Annotated in this window: 18 protein-coding genes and 1 tRNA gene; 8 read left to right on the top strand and 11 right to left on the bottom strand. The window is 68.1% G+C overall.

Features of this window, described 5'->3' with window-relative positions; translation table 11 throughout:
• Positions 1 to 244: 244 nt before the first annotated feature.
• Positions 245 to 2,833 carry a class III lanthionine synthetase LanKC gene (gene lanKC, locus GC106_RS38980; RefSeq protein WP_173140990.1) on the top strand — a complete coding sequence of 863 codons (2,589 nt, stop codon included), beginning with the start codon at positions 245 to 247 and terminating at the stop codon, positions 2,831 to 2,833.
• On the opposite strand, the gene glfT1 is transcribed toward lanKC, so the two are convergent.
• From glfT1 to GC106_RS38955, 5 genes are all read right to left on the bottom strand, one after another.
• Positions 2,787 to 3,701, bottom strand: coding sequence for a galactofuranosyltransferase GlfT1 (gene glfT1 / locus GC106_RS38975; RefSeq protein WP_173140988.1), 915 nt, complete (start codon positions 3,699 to 3,701; stop codon positions 2,787 to 2,789). The two genes, lanKC and glfT1, sit on opposite strands and share 47 nt — an antisense overlap.
• A complete protein-coding gene (gene wzt / locus GC106_RS38970) occupies positions 3,698 to 4,504 on the bottom strand; it encodes a galactan export ABC transporter ATP-binding subunit Wzt/RfbE (RefSeq protein ID WP_173140986.1) in 807 nt (268 codons plus the stop codon). Before wzt ends, glfT1 begins: the two co-directional genes overlap by 4 nt.
• Positions 4,505 to 4,521: 17 nt before the next feature.
• A complete protein-coding gene (gene wzm, locus GC106_RS38965; RefSeq protein WP_173140984.1) occupies positions 4,522 to 5,412 on the bottom strand; it encodes a galactan export ABC transporter permease subunit Wzm/RfbD in 891 nt (296 codons plus the stop codon).
• A gap of 130 nt (positions 5,413 to 5,542) precedes the next feature.
• Complete coding sequence (locus tag GC106_RS38960; RefSeq protein ID WP_173140982.1) at positions 5,543 to 6,103, bottom strand: D-alanyl-D-alanine carboxypeptidase family protein; 561 nt, start codon at positions 6,101 to 6,103, stop codon at positions 5,543 to 5,545.
• Positions 6,104 to 6,139: 36 nt separating this feature from the next.
• Complete coding sequence (locus tag GC106_RS38955) at positions 6,140 to 6,685, bottom strand: bacterial proteasome activator family protein (protein ID WP_173140980.1); 546 nt, start codon at positions 6,683 to 6,685, stop codon at positions 6,140 to 6,142.
• A gap of 103 nt (positions 6,686 to 6,788) precedes the next feature.
• Here GC106_RS38955 and GC106_RS38950 point away from each other — a divergent pair, with 103 nt between their 5' ends.
• Positions 6,789 to 7,991 (top strand): cysteine desulfurase-like protein, encoded by a 1,203-nt coding sequence (locus tag GC106_RS38950; protein WP_173140978.1) that lies wholly within the window; start codon positions 6,789 to 6,791, stop codon positions 7,989 to 7,991.
• A gap of 682 nt (positions 7,992 to 8,673) precedes the next feature.
• On the opposite strand, the gene GC106_RS38945 is transcribed toward GC106_RS38950, so the two are convergent.
• A complete protein-coding gene (locus GC106_RS38945) occupies positions 8,674 to 9,651 on the bottom strand; it encodes an NAD(P)H-quinone oxidoreductase (protein WP_173140976.1) in 978 nt (325 codons plus the stop codon).
• 43 nt (positions 9,652 to 9,694) lie between these two features.
• Between GC106_RS38945 and GC106_RS38940 the strand changes: the two genes are divergently transcribed.
• Positions 9,695 to 10,330, top strand: coding sequence for a GNAT family N-acetyltransferase (locus GC106_RS38940; protein WP_173140974.1), 636 nt, complete (start codon positions 9,695 to 9,697; stop codon positions 10,328 to 10,330).
• A gap of 84 nt (positions 10,331 to 10,414) precedes the next feature.
• Positions 10,415 to 11,932, top strand: coding sequence for a M28 family metallopeptidase (locus GC106_RS38935; RefSeq protein WP_173140972.1), 1,518 nt, complete (start codon positions 10,415 to 10,417; stop codon positions 11,930 to 11,932).
• Between the two features lie 57 nt (positions 11,933 to 11,989).
• Here the strand turns inward: GC106_RS38935 and ypfJ are convergent, their stop codons facing one another.
• Positions 11,990 to 12,916: a KPN_02809 family neutral zinc metallopeptidase gene (gene ypfJ, locus GC106_RS38930; protein ID WP_173140970.1), complete on the bottom strand. Its 927-nt coding sequence runs from the start codon at positions 12,914 to 12,916 to the stop codon at positions 11,990 to 11,992.
• A gap of 464 nt (positions 12,917 to 13,380) precedes the next feature.
• On the opposite strand from ypfJ, the gene GC106_RS38925 reads away from it, so the two are divergent.
• A complete protein-coding gene (locus tag GC106_RS38925) occupies positions 13,381 to 13,869 on the top strand; it encodes a MarR family winged helix-turn-helix transcriptional regulator (protein WP_217281503.1) in 489 nt (162 codons plus the stop codon).
• 480 nt (positions 13,870 to 14,349) lie between these two features.
• Here GC106_RS38925 and GC106_RS38920 read toward each other — a convergent pair.
• From GC106_RS38920 to GC106_RS38910, 3 genes are all read right to left on the bottom strand, one after another.
• A tRNA-Ser gene (locus GC106_RS38920) sits at positions 14,350 to 14,436 on the bottom strand.
• Between the two features lie 52 nt (positions 14,437 to 14,488).
• On the bottom strand, positions 14,489 to 14,953 hold the full coding sequence (locus GC106_RS38915) for a MarR family winged helix-turn-helix transcriptional regulator (protein WP_173140966.1): 465 nt from the start codon (positions 14,951 to 14,953) through the stop codon (positions 14,489 to 14,491).
• A gap of 81 nt (positions 14,954 to 15,034) precedes the next feature.
• Positions 15,035 to 16,408 carry a hypothetical protein gene (locus GC106_RS38910; protein WP_173140964.1) on the bottom strand — a complete coding sequence of 458 codons (1,374 nt, stop codon included), beginning with the start codon at positions 16,406 to 16,408 and terminating at the stop codon, positions 15,035 to 15,037.
• Between the two features lie 217 nt (positions 16,409 to 16,625).
• On the opposite strand from GC106_RS38910, the gene GC106_RS38905 reads away from it, so the two are divergent.
• Genes GC106_RS38905 through GC106_RS38895 form a run of 3 tightly spaced genes read left to right on the top strand, consistent with a single transcriptional unit; the run spans position 16,626 to position 19,152 of the window.
• Positions 16,626 to 16,961 (top strand): avidin-fold protein, encoded by a 336-nt coding sequence (locus GC106_RS38905; RefSeq protein ID WP_173140962.1) that lies wholly within the window; start codon positions 16,626 to 16,628, stop codon positions 16,959 to 16,961.
• Between the two features lie 38 nt (positions 16,962 to 16,999).
• Positions 17,000 to 18,013, top strand: a complete 1,014-nt coding sequence (locus GC106_RS38900) for a methyltransferase (protein WP_173140960.1) — start codon at positions 17,000 to 17,002, stop codon at positions 18,011 to 18,013.
• Complete coding sequence (locus GC106_RS38895; RefSeq protein ID WP_246367857.1) at positions 18,013 to 19,152, top strand: nucleoside 2-deoxyribosyltransferase domain-containing protein; 1,140 nt, start codon at positions 18,013 to 18,015, stop codon at positions 19,150 to 19,152. Before GC106_RS38900 ends, GC106_RS38895 begins: the two co-directional genes overlap by 1 nt.
• Here GC106_RS38895 and GC106_RS38890 read toward each other — a convergent pair.
• On the bottom strand, positions 19,133 to 19,429 hold the full coding sequence (locus GC106_RS38890) for a hypothetical protein (RefSeq protein ID WP_173140957.1): 297 nt from the start codon (positions 19,427 to 19,429) through the stop codon (positions 19,133 to 19,135). The two genes, GC106_RS38895 and GC106_RS38890, sit on opposite strands and share 20 nt — an antisense overlap.
• Positions 19,430 to 19,490: the final 61 nt, after the last annotated feature.

Genomic DNA, 19,490 nt, shown 5'->3' with positions numbered 1-19,490 from the left:
GTCGATGGTCCGAGACGGACCGTTGGGCAATGCTGCATCCGGTGGAGCGACCGGCGGCATCCGGGCGTTTTTCGTCATTTTCTGACAGACCACTCTCGGATACTCGGGAGTAGGGGTAGCCGAGCGTCGGCTAATTGGCAGTCTGAACCCTCGAACGGCGGATCGACCCGCTGATGTTTTCGTGCGGAAATTAATTCCTACTTGGGGCGCGGGACGGAATTTCGACGGGGAGGCGCTTGCCGGCATGGATCTGCGTTATGAGGCGTTCTGTTTCGCGGATCGTTACTTCTACGATGCCGATGGTTATGGGACCGAGACGGGGGAAAGTTGGGTCAGCACCCTTTCCGGTTGCTCGTCCGGCTGGCGCCGGCTCGACCGCGGCGACTGGCATGTCTGCCTTCCCGACGGCGTCGACCTGCCGATGCAGGGGTGGAAAGTACACGTGGCCGCGACCGGCGCCGATGTCGTCAAGGTGCTCGAGACCGTGCGGCCGTACTGCGTCACCGCGCGGCTGCCGTTCAAATTCTTGCGGTCGCCGCGTATTTACACGAATCGGAACGCGAAGTACGCGGACCGGTCCGTGAGTGGTAAATTGATCACCATTTACCCGCCCGGAGACGTCGAACTGAAGCGCGTCCTCGAAGACCTGAGTTCGGCGTTGACCGACGTGTCAGGGCCGTATATCCCGGGCGACTTGCGGTATGGCGACGGACCGCTTTACGTCCGCTTTGGCGGATTTGTCGAACGTGTGATCACCGATTCACAGGGCGCGCTCATACCGGCACTGGAACGACCGGACGGCGAGATCGTGGCCGAGCCTGCCGGCCTGCCCGACTGGGTCGAAGTGCCCGGCTTCCTCAAGCCGCACCTCCACGCACAGCAACCAGGCGACGGGGCGCGCTACCAGGTCATGAAGGTCTTTCAGCAGACCAACGCCGGCGGGGTGTACCTGGCCAACCGCCGCTCCGACGGCCGCCAGTTCGTGCTCAAGGAGGCTCGTCCGCACACCGGCCTGGACCCGGACGGCGCCGACGCCGTGACGCGGCTCGACCGTGAGGCCCGCACGTTGATCCGGTTGGCGGGCGTGCCGGGCGTGCCCGAGTTACAAGGGCGCATCCGCGCCGCGGGCAACGAAGTCCTGCTGCTCAGCCCGATGCCCGGCGTGCCGATCTCCCGCTGGCTGGCACGCAACTATCCACTGACACAACGGGATCTGACCAAGTCCGACCGCACCCGGTACGTCGAACGCGTGCTGGCCCTGCTCGGCCGGGTCGAACGGATCCTGGCCGACGTGCACCGCCGGGGCCTGGTGCACGGCGACCTCAACGACCGCAACATCCTGGTCGACGACGACGATTCGGTGTCCCTCGTGGACTTCGAGCTGACGTTCCCTGCGGTCGACCGGCGCAGGCCGAGCGGCGGCACACCGGGCTTCAGCGCACCGGCCGACCGCAGCGGGTTCGAAGTGGACCGCTACGCCTTCGCGGTGTTGCGGCTCTGGATGTTCCTGCCGTTGACGATGGTGCTCGACCTCGAACCGGACAAGCTGCCCGACTTCGTCCGCCAGGTCCGCAAGAAGTTCGACCTGCCCCTCGGCTATCTCGAAGAGGTGCTCGCCGAACTACGGCCGCGGGCGGCGCGCTCGGCACGCAGGCGTACGGCGCTGGACCAGCCGGAGATCAACTGGCAGGCGGTCCGCAAGTCCATCGCGGACGGTGTGCTGTCCAGTGCGACACCACACCGCGAGGACCGTCTCTTCCCCGGCGACATCCAGCAGTTCGCGACCGGGGGCACGGGCTTCGGCCACGGCGCGGCGGGTGTCCTGCACGCGCTGGACGTCAGCGGTTTCGGCCGGTTCCCGGCGTACGAGCGGTGGCTGGTCGACGCGGTTCGCCGAGAACCGCCCACGACCGCGGGATTCTGGGACGGCGCGCACGGCGTGATCCACGTCCTGGACAACTTCGGCTATCACGACGAGGCCGACGAGTTGATCGAGAAGGTCGAGCCGCAGTTGTCGTCGATCACGTCCCACGGCCTGCGTAACGGACTGGCCGGGATCGGGCTCAACCTGCTGCACCTGGCGGCCAACCGGCAGGACGCCGGGCACCTGTGGCACGCGATCGAGATCGGTGGCCGGCTGACCGAGATGCAGGAACAGAGCTTGTTGCCGGCTCGCGGCCGTGCCGGGCTGATGCACGGCTGGTCCGGACCGGCGCTGCTGTTCCTGAGGCTGTTCGAACGCACCAGGGACCGTGCCTGGCTCGACTACGCCGACCTGGCGATCCGCCGTGACCTGCTGGAGTGCGCGCGGACACCGGACGGCTCGCTGCAGGTCCGCGACCGGCAGAACACGTTGCCGTACCTGGAAGTCGGCAGCGCGGGCATCGCGATCGCGATGGAGGAACTGCTGACCGCGTGGCCCGGCGCCTCCGTGGCGACGGAACTACCACGGTTGCGCCGGGCGCTGCTGGCGGAATTCGTGATCCAGCCAGGTCTCATGCTCGGCCGGGCCGGTCTGATCGGCGCGCTGGCGGCGGGCCTGCGCCGCGACCCGGACCCGCTGGCGTCGCGGGCCCTGGACCAGCACCTCGAATGGCTTGCGCTGCACGCGGTGCCGTACCAGGGACATGTCGCCTTCCCTGGCACGCACCTGTTCCGGCTGTCGATGGACGTGGCGACCGGCAGTGCGGGGGTGTTACTGGCGCTGGCGTCCGCTTTGGACGGCGTGCAGCTGTTGCCTTTTCTGAGCGACAACACCGCGCTCGCCGTCTTCGGGCTGGCGGGCGTCAGTACCGGAAGAAGCGTTCGCGTTGGCCCTGGCGGACGAGCTTGAGCCACTGCAGGAACGCCTTGGGGTCCTTGCGGACGGTCAGGAAGTACAGGCCGAACCGCAGCACCTCGAGCGCGCCGATCTTGCGCATTCCCGGGCGGGACAACAGGTATCCGCGGTTGCGGTACGTGTAGTAGCGCTTGACCTCGTTGTCCGGGTCCTGTGCGTGGAACCGGCCGCCGAGCATCGGCTTGAACTCGTCCGAACCGTCCGGGTGCAGGTACGTCACGCGCAACGACGTGCCGAACGGCAGCCCGGAGCGCACCAGCCTGCGGTGCACCTCGACCTCGTCGCCCCGCACGAACAGCCGGTAGTCCGGCACCCCGACGACGTCCAACGTGGACGCACGGAACAGTGCGCCGTTGAACAGCGACGCGATCCCGGGCAGGAAGTCCGTGCCCAGCTCGGACTTCTGCCGCTTCCAGGTCAGGCCGCGGCGCAGCGGGAACGCGAGCGTCTCCGGGGTGTTGATGTTCGCCACCACCGGCGAGATCTCCGCCAGACCGCGCCGCTTGGCCTCGCTCAGCAGGACCTCCAGCACGGTCTCGTCGGCCGGACGGCCGTCGTCGTCGGCCAGCCACACCCACTCCGCGCCCATCGCCAGCGCGTGCAGGATCCCGAGCGCGAAACCGCCCGCGCCACCGAGGTTCCGGTGCGACGGGAGGTACGTCGACGGCACGGCGGCCGCGTTGACCAGGTCCTCGACCGGCTTGTCCGGTCCGTTGTCGACCACGATGAGGTGGTCCGGCGGGCGGGTCTGCGCGCCGAGGATCTTCAGCGAGTCGACGAGCAGGTCACGCCGGTGCCGCGTGACCACGACGGCGACCACGGAGTCCGGTGCCAGCCCGGAACTCTTCGGCGCCGCGGTCATCGGGAATCGCCACCAGCGGTCACGCCCAGGCGGGCGAGCATCTCCGGGCTGAGGTTCTCGTACGGATCTCTGCCCTTGTACGCGGTGAGGACCTCACGCAGGCTGCCCTGCATCTTCATCCGGCCACCGTCCATCCAGATCGCCGAGTCGCACAGCTCCATCAGCAGATCGTCCGAGTGCGACGCGAAGACCAGCAGGCCGGAGCGCTTCACCAGGTCGGTCAGCCGGTCGCGGGCCTTGTCCATGAACGCCGCGTCCACCGCGCCGATGCCCTCGTCCAGGATCAGGATCTCCGGGTCGATCGAGGTCACGATGCCCAGCGCCAGCCGCACCCGCATACCGGTCGAGTACGCCCGCAGCGGCATCTGCAGGAAGTCGCCGAGCTCGCTGAACTCGGCGATGTCGTCGATCTTCGACTCCATCTGCTTGCGGCTCATGCCGAGGAACAGCCCGCGGATCATGATGTTCTCGATGCCGGAGATCTCCGGGTCCATGCCGACTCCGAGGTCGAAGACCGGGGCGATCTTGCCGACGATCCGCGACCCGCCGGTGACCGGCTCGTAGATGCCGGAGAGCAGCCGCAGCAGAGTGGACTTGCCCGCGCCGTTGTGGCCGACCAGCGCGACGCGGTCGCCGTCCTTGAGCGAGAGGTTGATGTCCTTGAGGGCCTCGATCACCGGGATCTTGCTGTCGGTGCCGATCGTGCCGCCGACCTTGCCGAGGACCGCCTTCTTCAGCGAGCGGCTCTTGGCGTCGAAGATCGGGAAGTCGACCGAGGCGTTCCAGACGTCGATGCTGACCATGTGCTGTCCTGCCTCACTCAGACCCAGTAGGGGACGCGTGCGCGGTAGTTGCGCATCGCCACAAGTGCCAAGAACCAGCCGACGATCGTGACCACGCCGACCACCGCCCAGTGGTGCCAGCTCTGCGTGTTGCCGATCAGCGGCGCCCGCAGGATCTGGATGAAGTGGTAGAAGGGGTTCAGCTCGGCGATCAGGTGCCGCCAGTCCCCGCCACCGAACCGGGTCAGCAGGTCGGGCGTCCACACGATCGGCGTGCCGAAGAACGCCAGGTTGATCAGTGCGCCGATGACCTGCGGGATGTCGCGGTACCGGGTGGAGATGACGCCGAAGAGCAGGGCCACCCACACGCCGTTGATCGCGAGCACGAAGAACGCCGGGATCGCCAGCACGACGGTCCAGTCCAGACCGGTCTGCGGCTGACCGGGCGTGCTGATCATGTAGCCGGGCGTGGTGAGATCCCCGAAGAAGATCACCAGGATGATCGCGTAGACGAGCAGGTTGTGCGCCATCATCAGGGTCAGCCGCCACACCGTGCGCAGCGCGTACACCGACAGCGGCGCGGGCAGGTGCTTGATCAGGCCCTCGTTGGCGATGAAGGTCTCGGTGCCTTCGGTCACGCAGCCGAGGATGTACTGCCAGACGATGAACCCGACCGTCAGGTACGGCAGGAATGTCCCGATCGGGGCGCCGAGCAGCTGCGAGTACAGCAGGCCGAGGCCGACCGCGGTGACCGCCATGCTCAGGGTGATCCAGAGCGGGCCGATCACCGAGCGGCGATAGCGCTGCTTGATGTCCTGCCAGCCCAGGTGACCCCACAGGTCACGCTGCCGAAAGCCGTTCCGGATGTCCTCCCAGGCCCGGCCGAAGGTCCGGCTGGGGTTGTCGAGAGGGGTGTCTGCCGCCGTCATCGGTCGGTCGATCGTGCTCGTCGCATGCACGGTTGATGAGCGTACCGGCGGCCAGTTGGCCCGCCTCTTACTGGTCGGTCACCACGTCGCCGAACACCTGTGCTGCGCATGGAAATGCATGGTATGTCCGTTAGGCGTGCGGCAGCAGCGCCGGGCATCCTTTGCGGTATTCCGGGTCGTACTCGAAGTGCCATGGTTCGTTCTCATATCGTCTGCACCAGCCATGGGCGCCGGCGCTGCGTTCCAGCCAGCCCGACGCGGACAACGGCTGGACGTCGATCGCGACGCCTTTCACGTGCATCGATTCGTCCGGCGGAAGGACATATTTGCGCGCCAGTTCACGGGTGCCGTAGCGCCGGACGTAATCGTCGAACTGGGCTTGTTGCTGGCGGGCGCTGCGTTTGCCGTCGTGCAGGCACAGCGTGACGTTCTGCCTGGCCGCCTCCGCCCTGAGCTGCTGGTACGCCGCCAGCACGTCGTCGCGCAGCCCGGCCGGCTGCTCGTCGACATAGCGTTTGTCGGCCGGGCACGTCGAGCCGGTGTCCGGCCCGACGACCCCGTTGATATCGAATGTCGCCTGGCCGCTGATCCGGTCGTAACCGATCACCTGGAAGCTCCACAGCCCGAAAAGTGAGCCGGAGAACACCACGAGAACCCCGGCGACCAGGACGGCTCTTATCCATCCCCGCACATCACCGAAGACGCCCGGCGCCCCCGCGGAGTTGCCTCAGAGATATTGGCCACGCGTCGCGTCGTGCGACTGCTGCTGCTCACCGAGACCGGGCGGCAACGCGCCACGGCGAATTTGCTCGAGCTGCACGCGCGCGGACATCTGCTGGGCGAACAAGGCGGTCTGGATGCCCGCGAACAGGCCTTCCAGCCAGCCCACCAGCTGTGCCTGCGCGATCCGCAGCTCGGCGTCCGACGGGACGCTGTCGTCGGTGAACGGCAGGGTCAGCCGGTCCAGCTCGGCCCGCAGCTCAGGCGCCAGGCCCTCCTCGAGTTCCTTGATCGAGGAGGCGTGGATCTCCTTGAGCCGGGTCCGGCTGGCCTCGTCCAGCGGAGCGGCCCTGACCTCCTCGAGCAGCTGCTTGATCATGGTGCCGATCCGCATCACCTTGGCGGGCTGCTCCACCATGTCGCCGATCTGCTCGGGCTTGTCACCCTCCTCCGAGCCGTCCGGGATGCGCGCGGCGCCCAACGGCGAACCGTCCGGTCCGACCACGACCACGTGGTGCGCCTCGTCTTTGCCGTTCTGTTCTGGCTGGCTCATCTGTCCCATCCTGACCCGCTCATGGAAGCCGTCGTGCCCCCCGAAAGACCACATACCCGAGGGTAGCGGTCGCGACACTTGGGCCGGTCCGTACGGTGTGGCCATGGCGTTCGACGTCGCTCGGATCCGTGGGCTGTTCCCCGCGTTGGGTGACGGCTGGATCCACCTGGACGCATCGGCCGGTATGCAGGTGCCTGAGCAGGTGGCGATGGCCGTCGCCACGGCCATGCGCGCACCCGTGTCCGGACCTGGTGGCGCCTTCCCGGCGTCACAACGGGCCGAGGCCATCGCGGAGGCCGCCCGCCGGGCGGTCGCCGATCTGGTCGGGGGTGATCCCGCCGGGGTGGTGCTCGGTCCGAACGTGCCCGTACTGCTGCAACGGCTCGCCGAGGCGATGGGCAGCGGCTGGCTGATCGGTGACGAGGTCGCGGTGTCCCGGCTGGACCACCAGGCCAACATCGCCCCCTGGCTGCGCGCGGCCCAACGGCCGGGCGCGGCGATCAGATGGGGCGAGATCGACATCGAGACCTGCGAGCTGCCCGCGTGGCAGTACGAGAGCCTGATGTCCCGTCGCACGAAGGTCGTCGCGGTCACGGCCGCGTCCGGTGCCGTCGGCACAAGACCGGACGTCCGCAAAATCGCCGACATCGCGCACAGCGTGGGCGCGTTGATGGTGGTCGACGCCTCGGCAGCGGCCCCGTACATGCCGCTGGACATGGAGGCGATGGGCGCGGACATCATCGCCGTGTCCGCCTCGGCCTGGGGCGGCCCGGCAGTGGGCGCGCTCGTGTTCGCCGACCCGGACCTGCTCGACCGGTTACCAGCCAGCTCACTGGACCCGGGTTCCCGTGGCCCGGACAGGCTGGAGCTGGGGGCCCACGCGTACCCGCTGCTGGCCGGCCTGGTCGCCTCGGTGGACTACCTGGCGATGCTGGACGACACGGCGACCGGAACGCGCCGCGAGCGGCTGCTGACATCGATGTCGTCGGCGAAGTCGTACCTGGCGGGCCTGCTGGCCAAGCTGATCTCGGAACTGCGGGCGGTCCGCAACGTGATGGTGATCGGCGACGCCATGCGCAGAATCCCGGTCCTGGCGTTCACCATCGGCGACATGAAGGCGTCGGACGCGATCGTGGCGCTGGCGGACCGGGGAATCTGCGCCTTCGCCGACGACGTGCCGAGCGGTGTCTTCTCGGCGCTGGGTGTCAGCGAAGTCGGCGGCGCGGTACGAGTCGGCCTGGCGCACTACACGACATCGAGCGAGGTCGACCAGCTGGTGGACGCGGTGGCGGACCTCCGCCACTAACCGGACGCTCGGCCGCTAGCCGGGCGCTGGTCGACTGGCCGGACTGGCGGGCCTGGGGCGGGCCAGGGGCGACAAGGCAAACCTTCGCCACCAGGCGGACCTCGGCGGTGATCAGGTGGACCTGGGCTACCAGGCGGGCCTGGCGGCGAGCCGGACGCTGGGCCAATGAGGCCGACCTGGCGACAAGGCAAACCTTCGCCACGAGGCGGGCCTCGTCGGCCAGCTGGACCTGGGCCGCTAGCCGGACCTGGCGGCGAGGCGGGCCTGAGCGAGTGGCCGGACCTGAGCGACTGGCCGGGCTGAGCGGCTGGCCGGGCTGAGTGATAAGCCGGACGCCGGGCCGCTAGCCGGACTCTCGGCCACTAGGGCGGACGCCAGGCGACCACGCGAACCCTGGGGCCACCAGGCGGGCCTGGGTGACCGGCCGGACCCTCGGCGACTGGCCGGACCTGGGCCATGAGGCGGACCTGAGACGCGAGGCAAACCTTCGCCACCAGGTGGGCCCTGGGCGACCAAGCGGGCCCTGGGCCATCCGGGTGATCCCCGTGCGAACGGACCGTTCGCACGGGTTCGCCCCTTGTTTCCGCTGCTCAACCGCCCATTCCCGATAGAATGGAGCGGGGCCGGCCCCCGGGATGGGCGGGGGAATGCCTTCAGGTAGGGCGGGGAAGATCCGGTGGGGTCAGGGCTTGAGGATGATCTTGCCGAAGACCTCGCCGCCGGCCTCCAGTGCCGTGTGCGCGCCTGCCGCGTCCGGCATCGGGCGGACTTCGTGCACGATCGGTTTGACCTTGCCCTCCGCGATCAGGGGCCACAGGCCTTCACGGACGCCCGCGACCACTTCGGCCTTGCTGCCCCGGCCGCTCACCGGACGGCCGCGAAGCCCCAGTGACGTGACGCTTCCGCGCTTGGGCAGCAGCTTCGAGAAGTCCAGTTCCGCCTTCCGTCCACCTTGGAAGCCGATCACCATCAGCCTGCCGTCGTTGGCGAGCGCGGTGACGTTCCTGTCCAGATAGGACGCTCCCATGTTGTCGAGGATCACGTCGGCGCCGCGCTTCCCCAGTACTTCCACGAAATCCTGGGTCTTGTAGTTGATGGTGATGTCCGCGCCCAGGGCTGCGCACTTGGCGAGGCGCTCGTCCGATCCGGCGGTCACGGCGACGGTCGCCCCGAGGGCCTTGCCGACCTGGATGGCGTGCGTGCCGATACCGCCCGCGCCGCCGTGGATGAGCAGGATCTCGCCGGAGCGCAGGCCCGCGTGCTGGACGATGTTCGACCACACCGTGCACGCGACCTCCGGCAGGGACGCGGCCGTCACCAGGTCCACACCCGCGGGCAGGGGGAGTACCTGGGCTGCGGGGACGGCGACGCGCTGGCCGTAGCCGCCGCCTGCCAGCAGCGCGCACACCTCGTCGCCGACCTGCCAGTCCGTCACGCCTTCGCCCAGCGCCGCGATGGTGCCGGAGCATTCCAGGCCGATGATGTTCGGGGCGCCCGGCGGCGGCGGGTAGAAGCCCTGGCGCTGCAGCAGGTCCGCACGGTTCACCGCGCTCGCCGCCACCTCGATCAGCACCTCGCCCGGCCCCGCCTGCGGGTCCGGCACCTCGGTCCATTCCAGTACGTCAGGTCCACCCGGCTCGCGGGCAACGATTGCATACACATCACCACGGTAAACCGCTCGCGGGCACGAATACGCTCGGGGCATGGATCCTTGGCCCTTCCGGAATCTCGTTATCCGTACACCACGCCTTGAACTGCGCCCGGACGACGACGCGGGACTGTTCGAACTGATCGAGGTCGCCAAGGCCGGGGTGCACGCGCCCGACAAGATGCCGTTCGTGGTGCCGTGGACCGACCGACACCCGCGGGAATGGGCCCAGTTCTACTGGGCGACACGGGCGTCGCTCAGCCCGTCGGACTGGACCCTCAACTTTCTGGCCAGAGTGGACGGCCGGGTGGTCGGCATGCAGGGTGCGACCGGCAGGGACTTCGCGATCACACGCGAGGTGCACACCGGTTCCTGGCTGGGCATGGCCTATCAGGGCAACGGATACGGCACCGAGATGCGCGCCGCCGTGGCCATGTTCGCGTTCGACCACCTGGGCGCGGAGGTCATGACGTCGGCTGCGTTCAGTGACAACGCGGCTTCACACAACGTGAGCAGCAAGCTCGGTTACCGGCCGGACGGCACGCAAAGGCTTGCCATCAGGGGAAAGCTCGGGATCAACGTCCGGCTGGCGATGACCCGCGAGCAGTTCGTCCGTCCGGAGTGGTCGATCGAGGTCGATGGGCTGGACGGGTGCCGTCACCTACTCGTTTCGGACGGTTCGGACACCTGATAAATGCCCATATTCGCATGTAACTCTTGACCCGCGACGTGGCCGGAGAGAGGGTGACGGCCCACCATCGCAGGGAGGACGTTCATGCCCGTCAAGGCGAAAACCCGGTTAGCGGCGGTCATCGCCGCCGCGACCGCTGGGTTCGCGCTCACCGCCGTGCCGGCCACCGCCGCTCCGCAGGGTGACGCGCTGCCCGAGCGGATCTCACGCAAAGTCACTGTGGACGGTGTGCACCGCCATCTGATCGCGTTCCAGCGCCTCGCCGACCGGACCGGTGGCACCCGGGTCGCGAGCAGCGCGGGGCACCAGCAGTCCGCCAACTACATCGCGGACAAGATGCGCGCCGCGGGATTCGACGTCACGACGCACGAGTTCCCGTTCATCTACTTCGTCGTGCAGAACGAGACGCTGACCGCGGACGGTCGCTCCGTGCCGACGCACATGTTCACGTACAGCAAGTCCACCCCGGCAGGTGGCGTCACGGCGCCGCTCGTGCCCGTGCCGGTCGACGACACGCCCGGCTGCGAGGCGACCGACTACACGAGCCTCGACGTCGCAGGCAAGGTCGCCCTGATCAAGCGCGGCGGCTGCACGTTCGCGCAGAAGCAGCAGGTCGCGGCGGACGCCGGGGCGATCGCCGCGGTCATCTACAACAACGTGCCCGAGTCGGCGCCCCTCGGCGGAACGCTGAGCGACCCGGCGAACGCCCGTATCCCCACGGTAGGCGTCACGCTGGCCGACGGCGAGGCGCTGGCGGCTGATCCGCCTGCGTCGGTCACCGTCGACGCGCGGGCCACCGAGGAAGCACGCCGCAGCTTCAACGTCCTGGCGCAGACCAAAACCGGGCGCAAGGACAACGTCGTGATGGCCGGTGCGCACCTCGACAGCGTCGCGGCGGGCCCGGGCATCAACGACAACGGCAGCGGCTCGGCCGTGTTGCTGGAGACGGCCCTGCAGCTCGGCGGGTCGCCGAAGGTGAACAACGCCGTCCGGTTCGCGTGGTGGAGTGCCGAGGAGTTCGGCCTCGTCGGCTCGACGCAGTACGTGCGGTCCCTGACCTTCGAACAGCAGCTGGACATCGCGCTGTATCTGAACTTCGACATGGTGGGCTCGCCCAATGCCGGGTTCTTCGTGTTCGACGGCGACAACTCCGACGGCGTCGGTGCCGGTCCCGGACCGACCGGGTCGGCGGCCATCGAGTCGGCGTTGCAGGCCCGGTTCGCCGCGAACGGGGTGCAGACCGAGGGCACGGACTTCGACTCCCGGTCGGACTACGCGGAATTTGTCCTCCAGGGCATCCCGGCGGGCGGCACGTTCACCGGCGCCGAGAAGCTCAAGACCGCCGCGCAGGCCGCGAAATGGGGCGGACAGGCCGACGTCGCCTACGACAAGTGCTACCACCAGGCGTGCGACAACCTGTACAACCTGAACCGTGGCGCGTTGGCCAAGCAGGCCAAGGCGATCTCGTACGTCATCACGGCGTACGGCATCAGCACGGAAGCCGTCAACGGCGTGCCTCCGCGTACCCAGCGAGCCGAGATCCGGTCGGCAGCCAGGACCATGGCGGCCCCGGCAACACACGACCACGACCCCGCCAGCTAGTTCCCCCCTCGTGAGTGTTTATCGGTGTTCTAACCCTGATAAACACTCACGAGGGGTTCAGCCGAGGTTGGTGGTGCGGAACGTGTCGCATTCGGCCGGGTTGCCCGACCGGATGCCGGTGGTGAACCACTTCTCCCGCTGCTGGGAGGTGCCGTGGGTGAACTGGCTTTCGTCCACCTGGCCGCCGCCCAGTTCCCGCTGGATGAAGTCGTCGCCGATCCGGGCGGCCGCGTCCAGCGCACGCCGGATGTCGTCGTCGGTAATGGTCTTGATCAGCGGCTGGCCGTTGTTCGCGCTCGGCGTGGTCGTCGCGTGGTTGGCCCAGACGCCCGCGTAGCAGTCCGCCTGCAGTTCCAGCCGGACCGCGTCGGAGGTCGGGCCGCGCTGGGTCCGTACCCGGTCGGACGTGCCCAGCAGGTTCTGCACGTGGTGGCCGTATTCGTGCGCGATGACGTACGCCTCGACGAACGTGCCGCCCTGCGCGCCGAACTGGCTCTGCAACTGGTCGAAGAACGAGAGGTCGATGTAGACCTCGGAGTCGGCCGGGCAGTAGAACGGGCCGACGTCGGCGGTCGCGCTGCCGCAGCCGGTGCGCACGCCGCCCTTGAAGAAGTTGGTGGGTGCCTGCTGGTACGTCTGGCCGGACCGGGCGAACTGGTCACGCCAGTAGCCCTGCACCGAGTTGATCACCGCGACCAGCGCGCAGTCGTGGTTGGTGTTGGCGTCCCGGCCGGTCCTGCACTGCTCGGAGATCCTGGCGTTGTCCACGCGCTGGCCCGAGCCGACATCGCCGAGCCCGCTCGCCGAGGTACCGTCCAGCCCGCCGACCCCGCCGAGCTGGGACATCACGAAGTAGATGATCAGGCCGACGATGCTGAGCCCGCCGCCGCCCAGCAGCACCCGGCCACCGACGCCACCGCCGCCGGATGACCGCATGTCCTCGACCTGAGAGGTGTCCAGTCCCGCGTCGTCGTTGAATTCCACGTCGCCTCCGTGGTGTGTGGACGTCAACGATATATAGCCGGGTGCGGCGTACTCTGAAACGCCGCACCCGCATCGGATGGACTTGTCTGGCCGCCACGCCCGCACCCGGCTGGCGCGGAGTCCCGAGCGGGAACTCAACGCGTCGACGCGCGATGCGCAGATCGAGCGGGCTGGACCCGCCGCTCGCAGTCGCGACCGGGCCGATGTCCCTCAGCTCAGCCGCGGGGATGCGGCAGGGAGCGCGCGACCTTCTCGCTTAAGCGCTGTGCCACGGCATCACCTACCCTTTCCGGCTGGTCGCCGCGCCTCGGCTGGCACGGCGTTACACGTTCGGACCAACCCTGCCTTCGAGCATGCACCTTTGTGTCGCCGGTCACAAGGGGCCTGAACCGGTGAAATGTCCCGTCACTGTCCGAACAGGACGTTTTCGGCGCCGTGCCGGGCCGAACTGGCAGACTTCCGGTGTGGGCGACACGGTCGACGAGATCATTCAGCGGTGGCGCCGGGAGAGACCGGACCTCGACCCGGCGCCCCTGGCCGTCACCGCCCGTATCGCCCGCCTGGCGGCCCTGCTCGAACGCCGCGTGGACGACACCCTCGCCGACCACGGCCTGGCGAGCTGGGAGTTCGAAGTCCTGGCGTCCCTGCGCCGCAGCGGATCGCCCTTCGTGCTGACGGTAGGACGATTACAGGCCGCCATGATGATCAGCTCAGGCACGATGGCGCACAGGCTGGACCGGCTGGAGAAACGCGGCCTGGTCGCCCGCGCCAAGGACCTCGCCGACCGCCGCGGCACCCAGGTCCAACTCACCATCGAGGGCCGTTCCCTGATCGACAGGGTCGTCGAGGCCCGGCTCGACTGTGAACGCGAACTGCTCTCCGGTCTGCCCGAGGAGCGCCGGACCCACCTCGTCGCTCTGCTCCGCGACCTGCTCACAGCCCTGGAGCGCTAATACACCGAACCGGGGTTGGGGTGTCCAAGGGGCGGAGCCTCTCGGCGTGGGGGTCTGGGGGCCGGGCCCTGAGAGGACACGTCTGCCGCGACGTGGTCTGCGCTTTCGGCGGACACAGGTCACGTGAGCGGCATGGTGGTGAGTTGGGGGTGGGGGTGTCCGAGGGGCGGAGCCTCTCGGCGTGGGGGTCTGGGGGCCGGGCCCTGAGAGGACACATCTACCGCGACGTGGTCTGCGCTTTCGGCGGACACAGGTCACGTGAGCGGCATGGTGGTGAGTTGGGGGTGGGGGTGTCCGAGGGGCGGAGCCTCTCGGCGTGGGGGTCTGGGGGCCGGGCCCCCAGAAGACACATCTACCGCGACGTGGTCCGCGCTTTCGGCGGACACACGTCGTTCAATCGGGGGTTTGGGGGTCGTCCCCCAAAGATAGCGGCGGACGACCCGGTCTGCGCTCTTCGCAGACACAGGTCGCCCGAGTCCGCGGTAGCGGTGGGATTCGAACCCACGGAGGGCGTGAACCCTCTCATGTTTTCAAGACATGTTCCTTCGGCCGCTCGGACACGCTACCGCCGCCGAGCCTAGCCGATGGCCGGGTCCGAAATGACCTCGGGCGTGCGGGTTCAGCTTCTGCCGAGGTGGGTCAGCACGCGTTCGAAGACGTTCGCCAGCACCGCCCGTTCCTCCGGGCTGATCAGGTCGATGAGGTGGTCACGGACGCCTTCCACGTGTGTCGGCGCCGCCGAGCGCAGTTGGTCCATGCCTTTGTCGGTGATCTCGGCGAGCACGCCGCGCGCGTCGCTCGGGCAGTGCGTGCGGCGGACCAGCCCGGCGGCTTCCAGGCGGGAGATCTGGTGCGACAGCCTGCTCTTGGACTGGGCGACCTCTTCGGCCAGCTGGGTCATCCGCATCCGGCCGTGCTCCTGCTCGGAGAGCCGGACGAGTACTTCGTAGTCCGCCAGCGGCAGGTTGTGGTTGTCCTGCAGTTCGGTGTTGAGGCGTTGACGCAGCCGCTCGCTGCCGATCACGTACGCGCGCCAGGACCGCAGTTCGGTGTCGGTCAGCCAGCGGGGTTCAGCGGTCACCACCTAAGGCTAACCGCCGTTGGCGGCGTTATCGCAGTCCAACGGGCGGTCCGGCCCCCCTGCGAAGCCGGACCGCCTGGCTTTTCAGCCGAGAACCGTCAGACCGGTCGTGCGCATCGCGTGCTCCGCGGTGCCCGGCGCCGGCGGGGTGGTGTTCGTCGGAGAAGCCTTCATCGGCACGGGCCACGCGTACGGCATCATGCTCGTCCCGAAGCCCGAGATGGTGGGCCCGTCGGTGCTCGTCCACCCGGACTCGTAGCGGTCGACCCAGAGCAGCTTGTCGTCGCAGATGTAGCACGGGACGGCGTTGGCGTACCCCATCACCCACAGCCGCCGCTGGGTCTGCGAGCGGAAGAACGTGTCGTAGCGCGAGATGACTTCGCCGCCGATGCCCATGATCGCGAAGTCGGTGCCGAACTTCCAGCACTGGATGGGCACGTCGACGTGGTTGGGCGAGGTGTTGTCGCCGAGTTCGGCCAGCATCTGGTCGCAGAACCGGACGTTCTGCGGTTCGAGGCCGGGGATGTTCTTGCGCGCCTTGTAGGCCTGGATGAGCGCCTCGCGTTCGGTCGCGTTCTCCGTGTCCCGGACCAGCGGCAGTGAGGCGGTCTCCAGCTCGCGGACGACGTCGCCGTCGACCGATTGCAGCCCGTTCTGGAGCCTGTTGAGCACGGCGTGGGCAATGGCGTTCCCGGTCGCCACGGTCTCCGCGTTGCCGCCACGGATGAGCGGGTTCTGGTCACCCGCGCAGCCGAGGAAGAACAGGGCCGGGCAGCCGAGCGCGTCCTCGATGACCTTGGTGGCCACGCCGGGGTAGTCGCTGTCGTAGAAGCCTTCGTCGCCACGGCACACCGGGTGGGCGGCGTAGCCGAACAGGACGAACGCCTTGGTGGTGCCGCGGTATCCGGCCAGGATCGGCACCTGGGGGAGCGTGTCGGGGAAGCCGCTGCGGTTGTCGACCAGTCCGCTCGTGGTGCCTTCGTCGTACTTCAGGGTCACCGGCTCGGTCTGGCCCGCCAGTTCGACGATGGTGTCGTCGACGAGCTGCTTCACCGCGGCGACCAGCCAGTCGCTGTACGCCTGGACACGGACCAGGCTTGTCGGGCTCAGTCCGAAAATGATGTACGGATCGGGCGATTCGGGCAGAACCGGCCCGGAATGCGTGTGACTGGACACCATCATGAACGACTGCACGTTCGTGTGTCCCTGGGTCACGACGTGGTCACGAATTTCGTTGTGCACGACCGGCGGAATGCTGACGACATCAAGACGAACCATCACCAGCGGCGGCGCGGAGTCCGGTTTGATGGCGATGCAGTCGGCGTACAGTTTCCGGTTCGCGATGTAAAGCCGGCTGGCCCTCGGGCGCCAGCCGTACCCGGCCATCCATGGATTGCCGCCGTTGTTCTTGGTCGGCGTGATGTCGATTCGGTTGTGTGCGAACGTGTAGACAGTCATTTGACCCCCCTCAGGTCGTGACCAGGATGGCGCACCGCGCTTGCGTAAATCTTGCACTCCTGCCGGAAACATCGACTATACGGCCGAAATGTTTCACTCCAGGCCGGGTGAACACACGTAGTGCATCAGCGGTTCCCTACGGTGACCAATGCTGACAGTAGGCTTGGAGAGATTGCCCTTATGGGCGGAAACTGGACATTGAAGAGGAGGGAAACCGGTGGGCAGTCTGGACGGCAGGCGGTTCAGGGCGGTGGCCGACACGGTCGGTGGCGAGGTCGAGGCGTCGACGTTGTTCACGTACCACGAGAAGGACGGCGAGATCTGGGCCGAGTACTCCGGCGGAAAGATCAGCCGCGGTTACCTGGTCGGCACAAGGGACGGCGATCGACTGGATTTTCGGTACACCCAACTGAATACCGAGGGGGAGACGAATACCGGCCACTGCGTCGCCACGGTCGAGACTTTGCCCGACGGCAGGCTGCGGCTGAACGAGAAATGGGAGTGGGAGTCCCGCGACGGTTCGGGCACGAGCGTTGTCGAGGAAGTCGGCTGACCATTGCGGACGCGTTGCCCCCCAGCCAAGATCAATGCATGAGGATACTGGGGCCCGGCGACATCGTCGGACTGGTGAACAGCACCTACGCGGCGGACTTGTTCGTGGCGGTGGTGACCGAGTTCGACCTCTTCACCCGGCTGGCCGAGCGGGAGTCGGCAACCGCCCGTCAGCTCAGCGAACTGCTCGAGATCGACGAGCGTGCCGCGGACGTCACCCTGACATACCTTGTGGCACTGGGACTTCTGCGACGCCTGCCGGACGGCGCCGTGCAGCCGGCCGAACCCGCGACGCGGTACCTGAAGGCTGGTGCGAGCGTTGACCTGCGGCATTACGCGGGCTCGGTGAGCAACCGGCCGGGCGTGAGGGAAGTGGTGCAGGTGCTCAGGACCGGCCGTCCCGCGCCCTGGGAGGGCGAAGGTGGCGACTGGCTGGACCGGATGGCGGAGAACGACTTCGCCGACACGTTCAGCGCCGCGATGAACGCCCGTGGCGTGTACCTGTCGCCCGCGCTGGCCGAGGCGCTCGGCGAAATCGGGCGGCCTGACAAGATTCTTGACATCGGGGGGAGTTCGGGCGTCTACGCGTGCTCTCTGGTGGAGGCCCTGCCCGGCACGTCCGCCGCCGTGCTGGACCTGCCCTCGGTGGTGGACGTCAGCCGTGAGTCGATCGCGGCCCGTGGCCTGTCCGACCGGGTCGACGTGATCGCCGGCGACATGTTCGGCGACCTGCCGCCCGGGTTCGACCTGCACCTGTACTCGAACGTCTGGCACGACTGGGATCCGCGGGCGATCGCGAAACTGGCCGCGGCCTCCTTCGCCGCCCTGCCGCCCGGCGGCGTGCTCGTCGACCACGACATGCACCTGGACGACACCAAGTCGGGTCCGTTGCGGCAGGCCGAGTTCTCGGTGCGGATGATGCTGATGACGACCGGCAAGTGCTATTCGACCCCGGAACTGGCCGAGATCCTGGTGCCGATCGGGTTCGAGGACGTCCACCTCCGGCCGACGACCGCGGGCTACAGCGTGGTCGTGGCCAGAAAGCCGGCGTGATGGACGTCGTGTACGCGGGCCAGGAACCGCCGGACGAGTGGGATGCCTCGATCTTCCTGGCAGGTCCGACGCCGCGCCGTGACGACGTGGCGTCGTGGCGACCGGCGGCCATCGCCGAGATCCAGCGACAGTGGACCAAGGACGCCAGCCTCGTCGTGTTCGTGCCGGAACCTCAGGACGGCAGGCGATACCCGTCGTACGACAACCAGATCGCCTGGGAGGAGCGGTGGCTCGACGCGGCGGACGTGATTCTCTTCTGGGTGCCCAGGGAGATGTCCACGCTGCCGGGGCTCACCACGAACATCGAGTTCGGCCGGTACGAGTCCTCCGGCCGGGTGGTGCTCGGGGCGCCACAGAACGCCCAGCACGTGCGATACATGCAGCATCGCGCACGACAGCGCGGCGCACAGGTGACGTCGACGTTGCCGGAGACGATCGGGGCGACTCTCGCGTTATTGGGCGAAGGCGCACGCAGGCGCGACGGTGAGCGGCACGTGCCGTTGCTCGCGTGGCGGATTCCGACGTTCCACAACTGGGTGTCCGCCCAGCAGAAGGCCGGGAACGTCCTGCTGGGTGGCCGTTTGCTGTGGATTCACCGCCAGTTCCTCTGGGCGTTCCACGCGCGGGTGCGGGTGGCCGCGGAGGACCGGGTGAAGCACAACGAGATCGTGCTCGGCCGTCCGGATGTCGTGTCCATTGTGGCCTATCGGCCGGGTCCGACCGCACGGCAGAACGAGGTCGTGCTCGTCCGGGAGTTCCGGTCGCCGTCGTGCTCGGCCGACGGATACGTGCACGAGCTGCCGGGTGGCGGAGTGGTCCAGGGCGACCCGGCCACCCAGGCCGTGCACGAACTGGCCGAGGAGACCGGGTTGCGGGTAGCGCCGGAAAGGTTGCGGCGCGACCAGGTTCGGCAGGTGATCGCCACACTGTCCGCGCATCGGGTGCACGTCTTCTGTGTCGAGCTGACCGACGGCGAGATCGCCCAGGCCCGTGCGAATCCCGGGCCGCACGGCGTGGCCGAGGATTCGGAACGAACATTCGTCGAAGTACGCACGTATGGGGAGATTCTGGACAACGGCCGCGCGGACTGGGCGACCCTCGGTGTGCTGGCGGCGGCGTTCACCGGACCCGGACGGTGATCCAGGCGTCCAGTCCGACGGTCTGGCCGGCGCCCTCGACCGACACGACGGTCCATTCCGGACGGACGACGGCCGAGCCGCCGATGTCCGACATGTACATGATGTTGGCGAATCCCAGTTTCCGCAGCTGGTTGTCCGCCACGACGGCGGTCTTGCCGGGCAGGTCACCGGGGATCGTCGACTGTGGCTTGCCGTCCTCGAAGAAGAAGGTGAGGAAGATCGCCAGCACGGCGACCAGGCCCACCACCCATGCCGCCGTTTTCGATTCCGTCGTCATACCTTCACCTCCGGACACCTGCTTGTCCCCGCTGTGCCGGAGCGCGTTACATGGGCAGTGG

This window comes from Kibdelosporangium persicum (genome assembly GCF_013280595.1).
GTDB lineage: Bacteria > Actinomycetota > Actinomycetes > Mycobacteriales > Pseudonocardiaceae > Kibdelosporangium > Kibdelosporangium persicum.
Note: the sequence above shows the minus strand (reverse complement) of the source record. Positions and strands in the feature narration are given on the sequence as shown.

Excerpts from the sequence above, each read along its gene's own strand:
- GC106_RS38910 (WP_173140964.1), bottom strand. The coding sequence starts at position 16,408 with ATGACTGTCTACACGTTCGCACACAACCGAATCGACATCACGCCGACC.
- wzt (WP_173140986.1), bottom strand. The coding sequence starts at position 4,504 with ATGGTCAGCATCGACGTCTGGAACGCCTCGGTCGACTTCCCGATCTTC.
- lanKC (WP_173140990.1), top strand. The coding sequence starts at position 245 with ATGGATCTGCGTTATGAGGCGTTCTGTTTCGCGGATCGTTACTTCTAC.
- GC106_RS38955 (WP_173140980.1), bottom strand. The coding sequence starts at position 6,685 with ATGAGCCAGCCAGAACAGAACGGCAAAGACGAGGCGCACCACGTGGTC.
- GC106_RS38900 (WP_173140960.1), top strand. The coding sequence starts at position 17,000 with ATGAGGATACTGGGGCCCGGCGACATCGTCGGACTGGTGAACAGCACC.
- glfT1 (WP_173140988.1), bottom strand. The coding sequence starts at position 3,701 with ATGACCGCGGCGCCGAAGAGTTCCGGGCTGGCACCGGACTCCGTGGTC.
- GC106_RS38890 (WP_173140957.1), bottom strand. The coding sequence starts at position 19,429 with ATGACGACGGAATCGAAAACGGCGGCATGGGTGGTGGGCCTGGTCGCC.
- GC106_RS38895 (WP_246367857.1), top strand. The coding sequence starts at position 18,013 with ATGGACGTCGTGTACGCGGGCCAGGAACCGCCGGACGAGTGGGATGCC.
- GC106_RS38950 (WP_173140978.1), top strand. The coding sequence starts at position 6,789 with ATGGCGTTCGACGTCGCTCGGATCCGTGGGCTGTTCCCCGCGTTGGGT.
- wzm (WP_173140984.1), bottom strand. The coding sequence starts at position 5,412 with ATGACGGCGGCAGACACCCCTCTCGACAACCCCAGCCGGACCTTCGGC.
- GC106_RS38940 (WP_173140974.1), top strand. The coding sequence starts at position 9,695 with ATGGATCCTTGGCCCTTCCGGAATCTCGTTATCCGTACACCACGCCTT.
- GC106_RS38935 (WP_173140972.1), top strand. The coding sequence starts at position 10,415 with ATGCCCGTCAAGGCGAAAACCCGGTTAGCGGCGGTCATCGCCGCCGCG.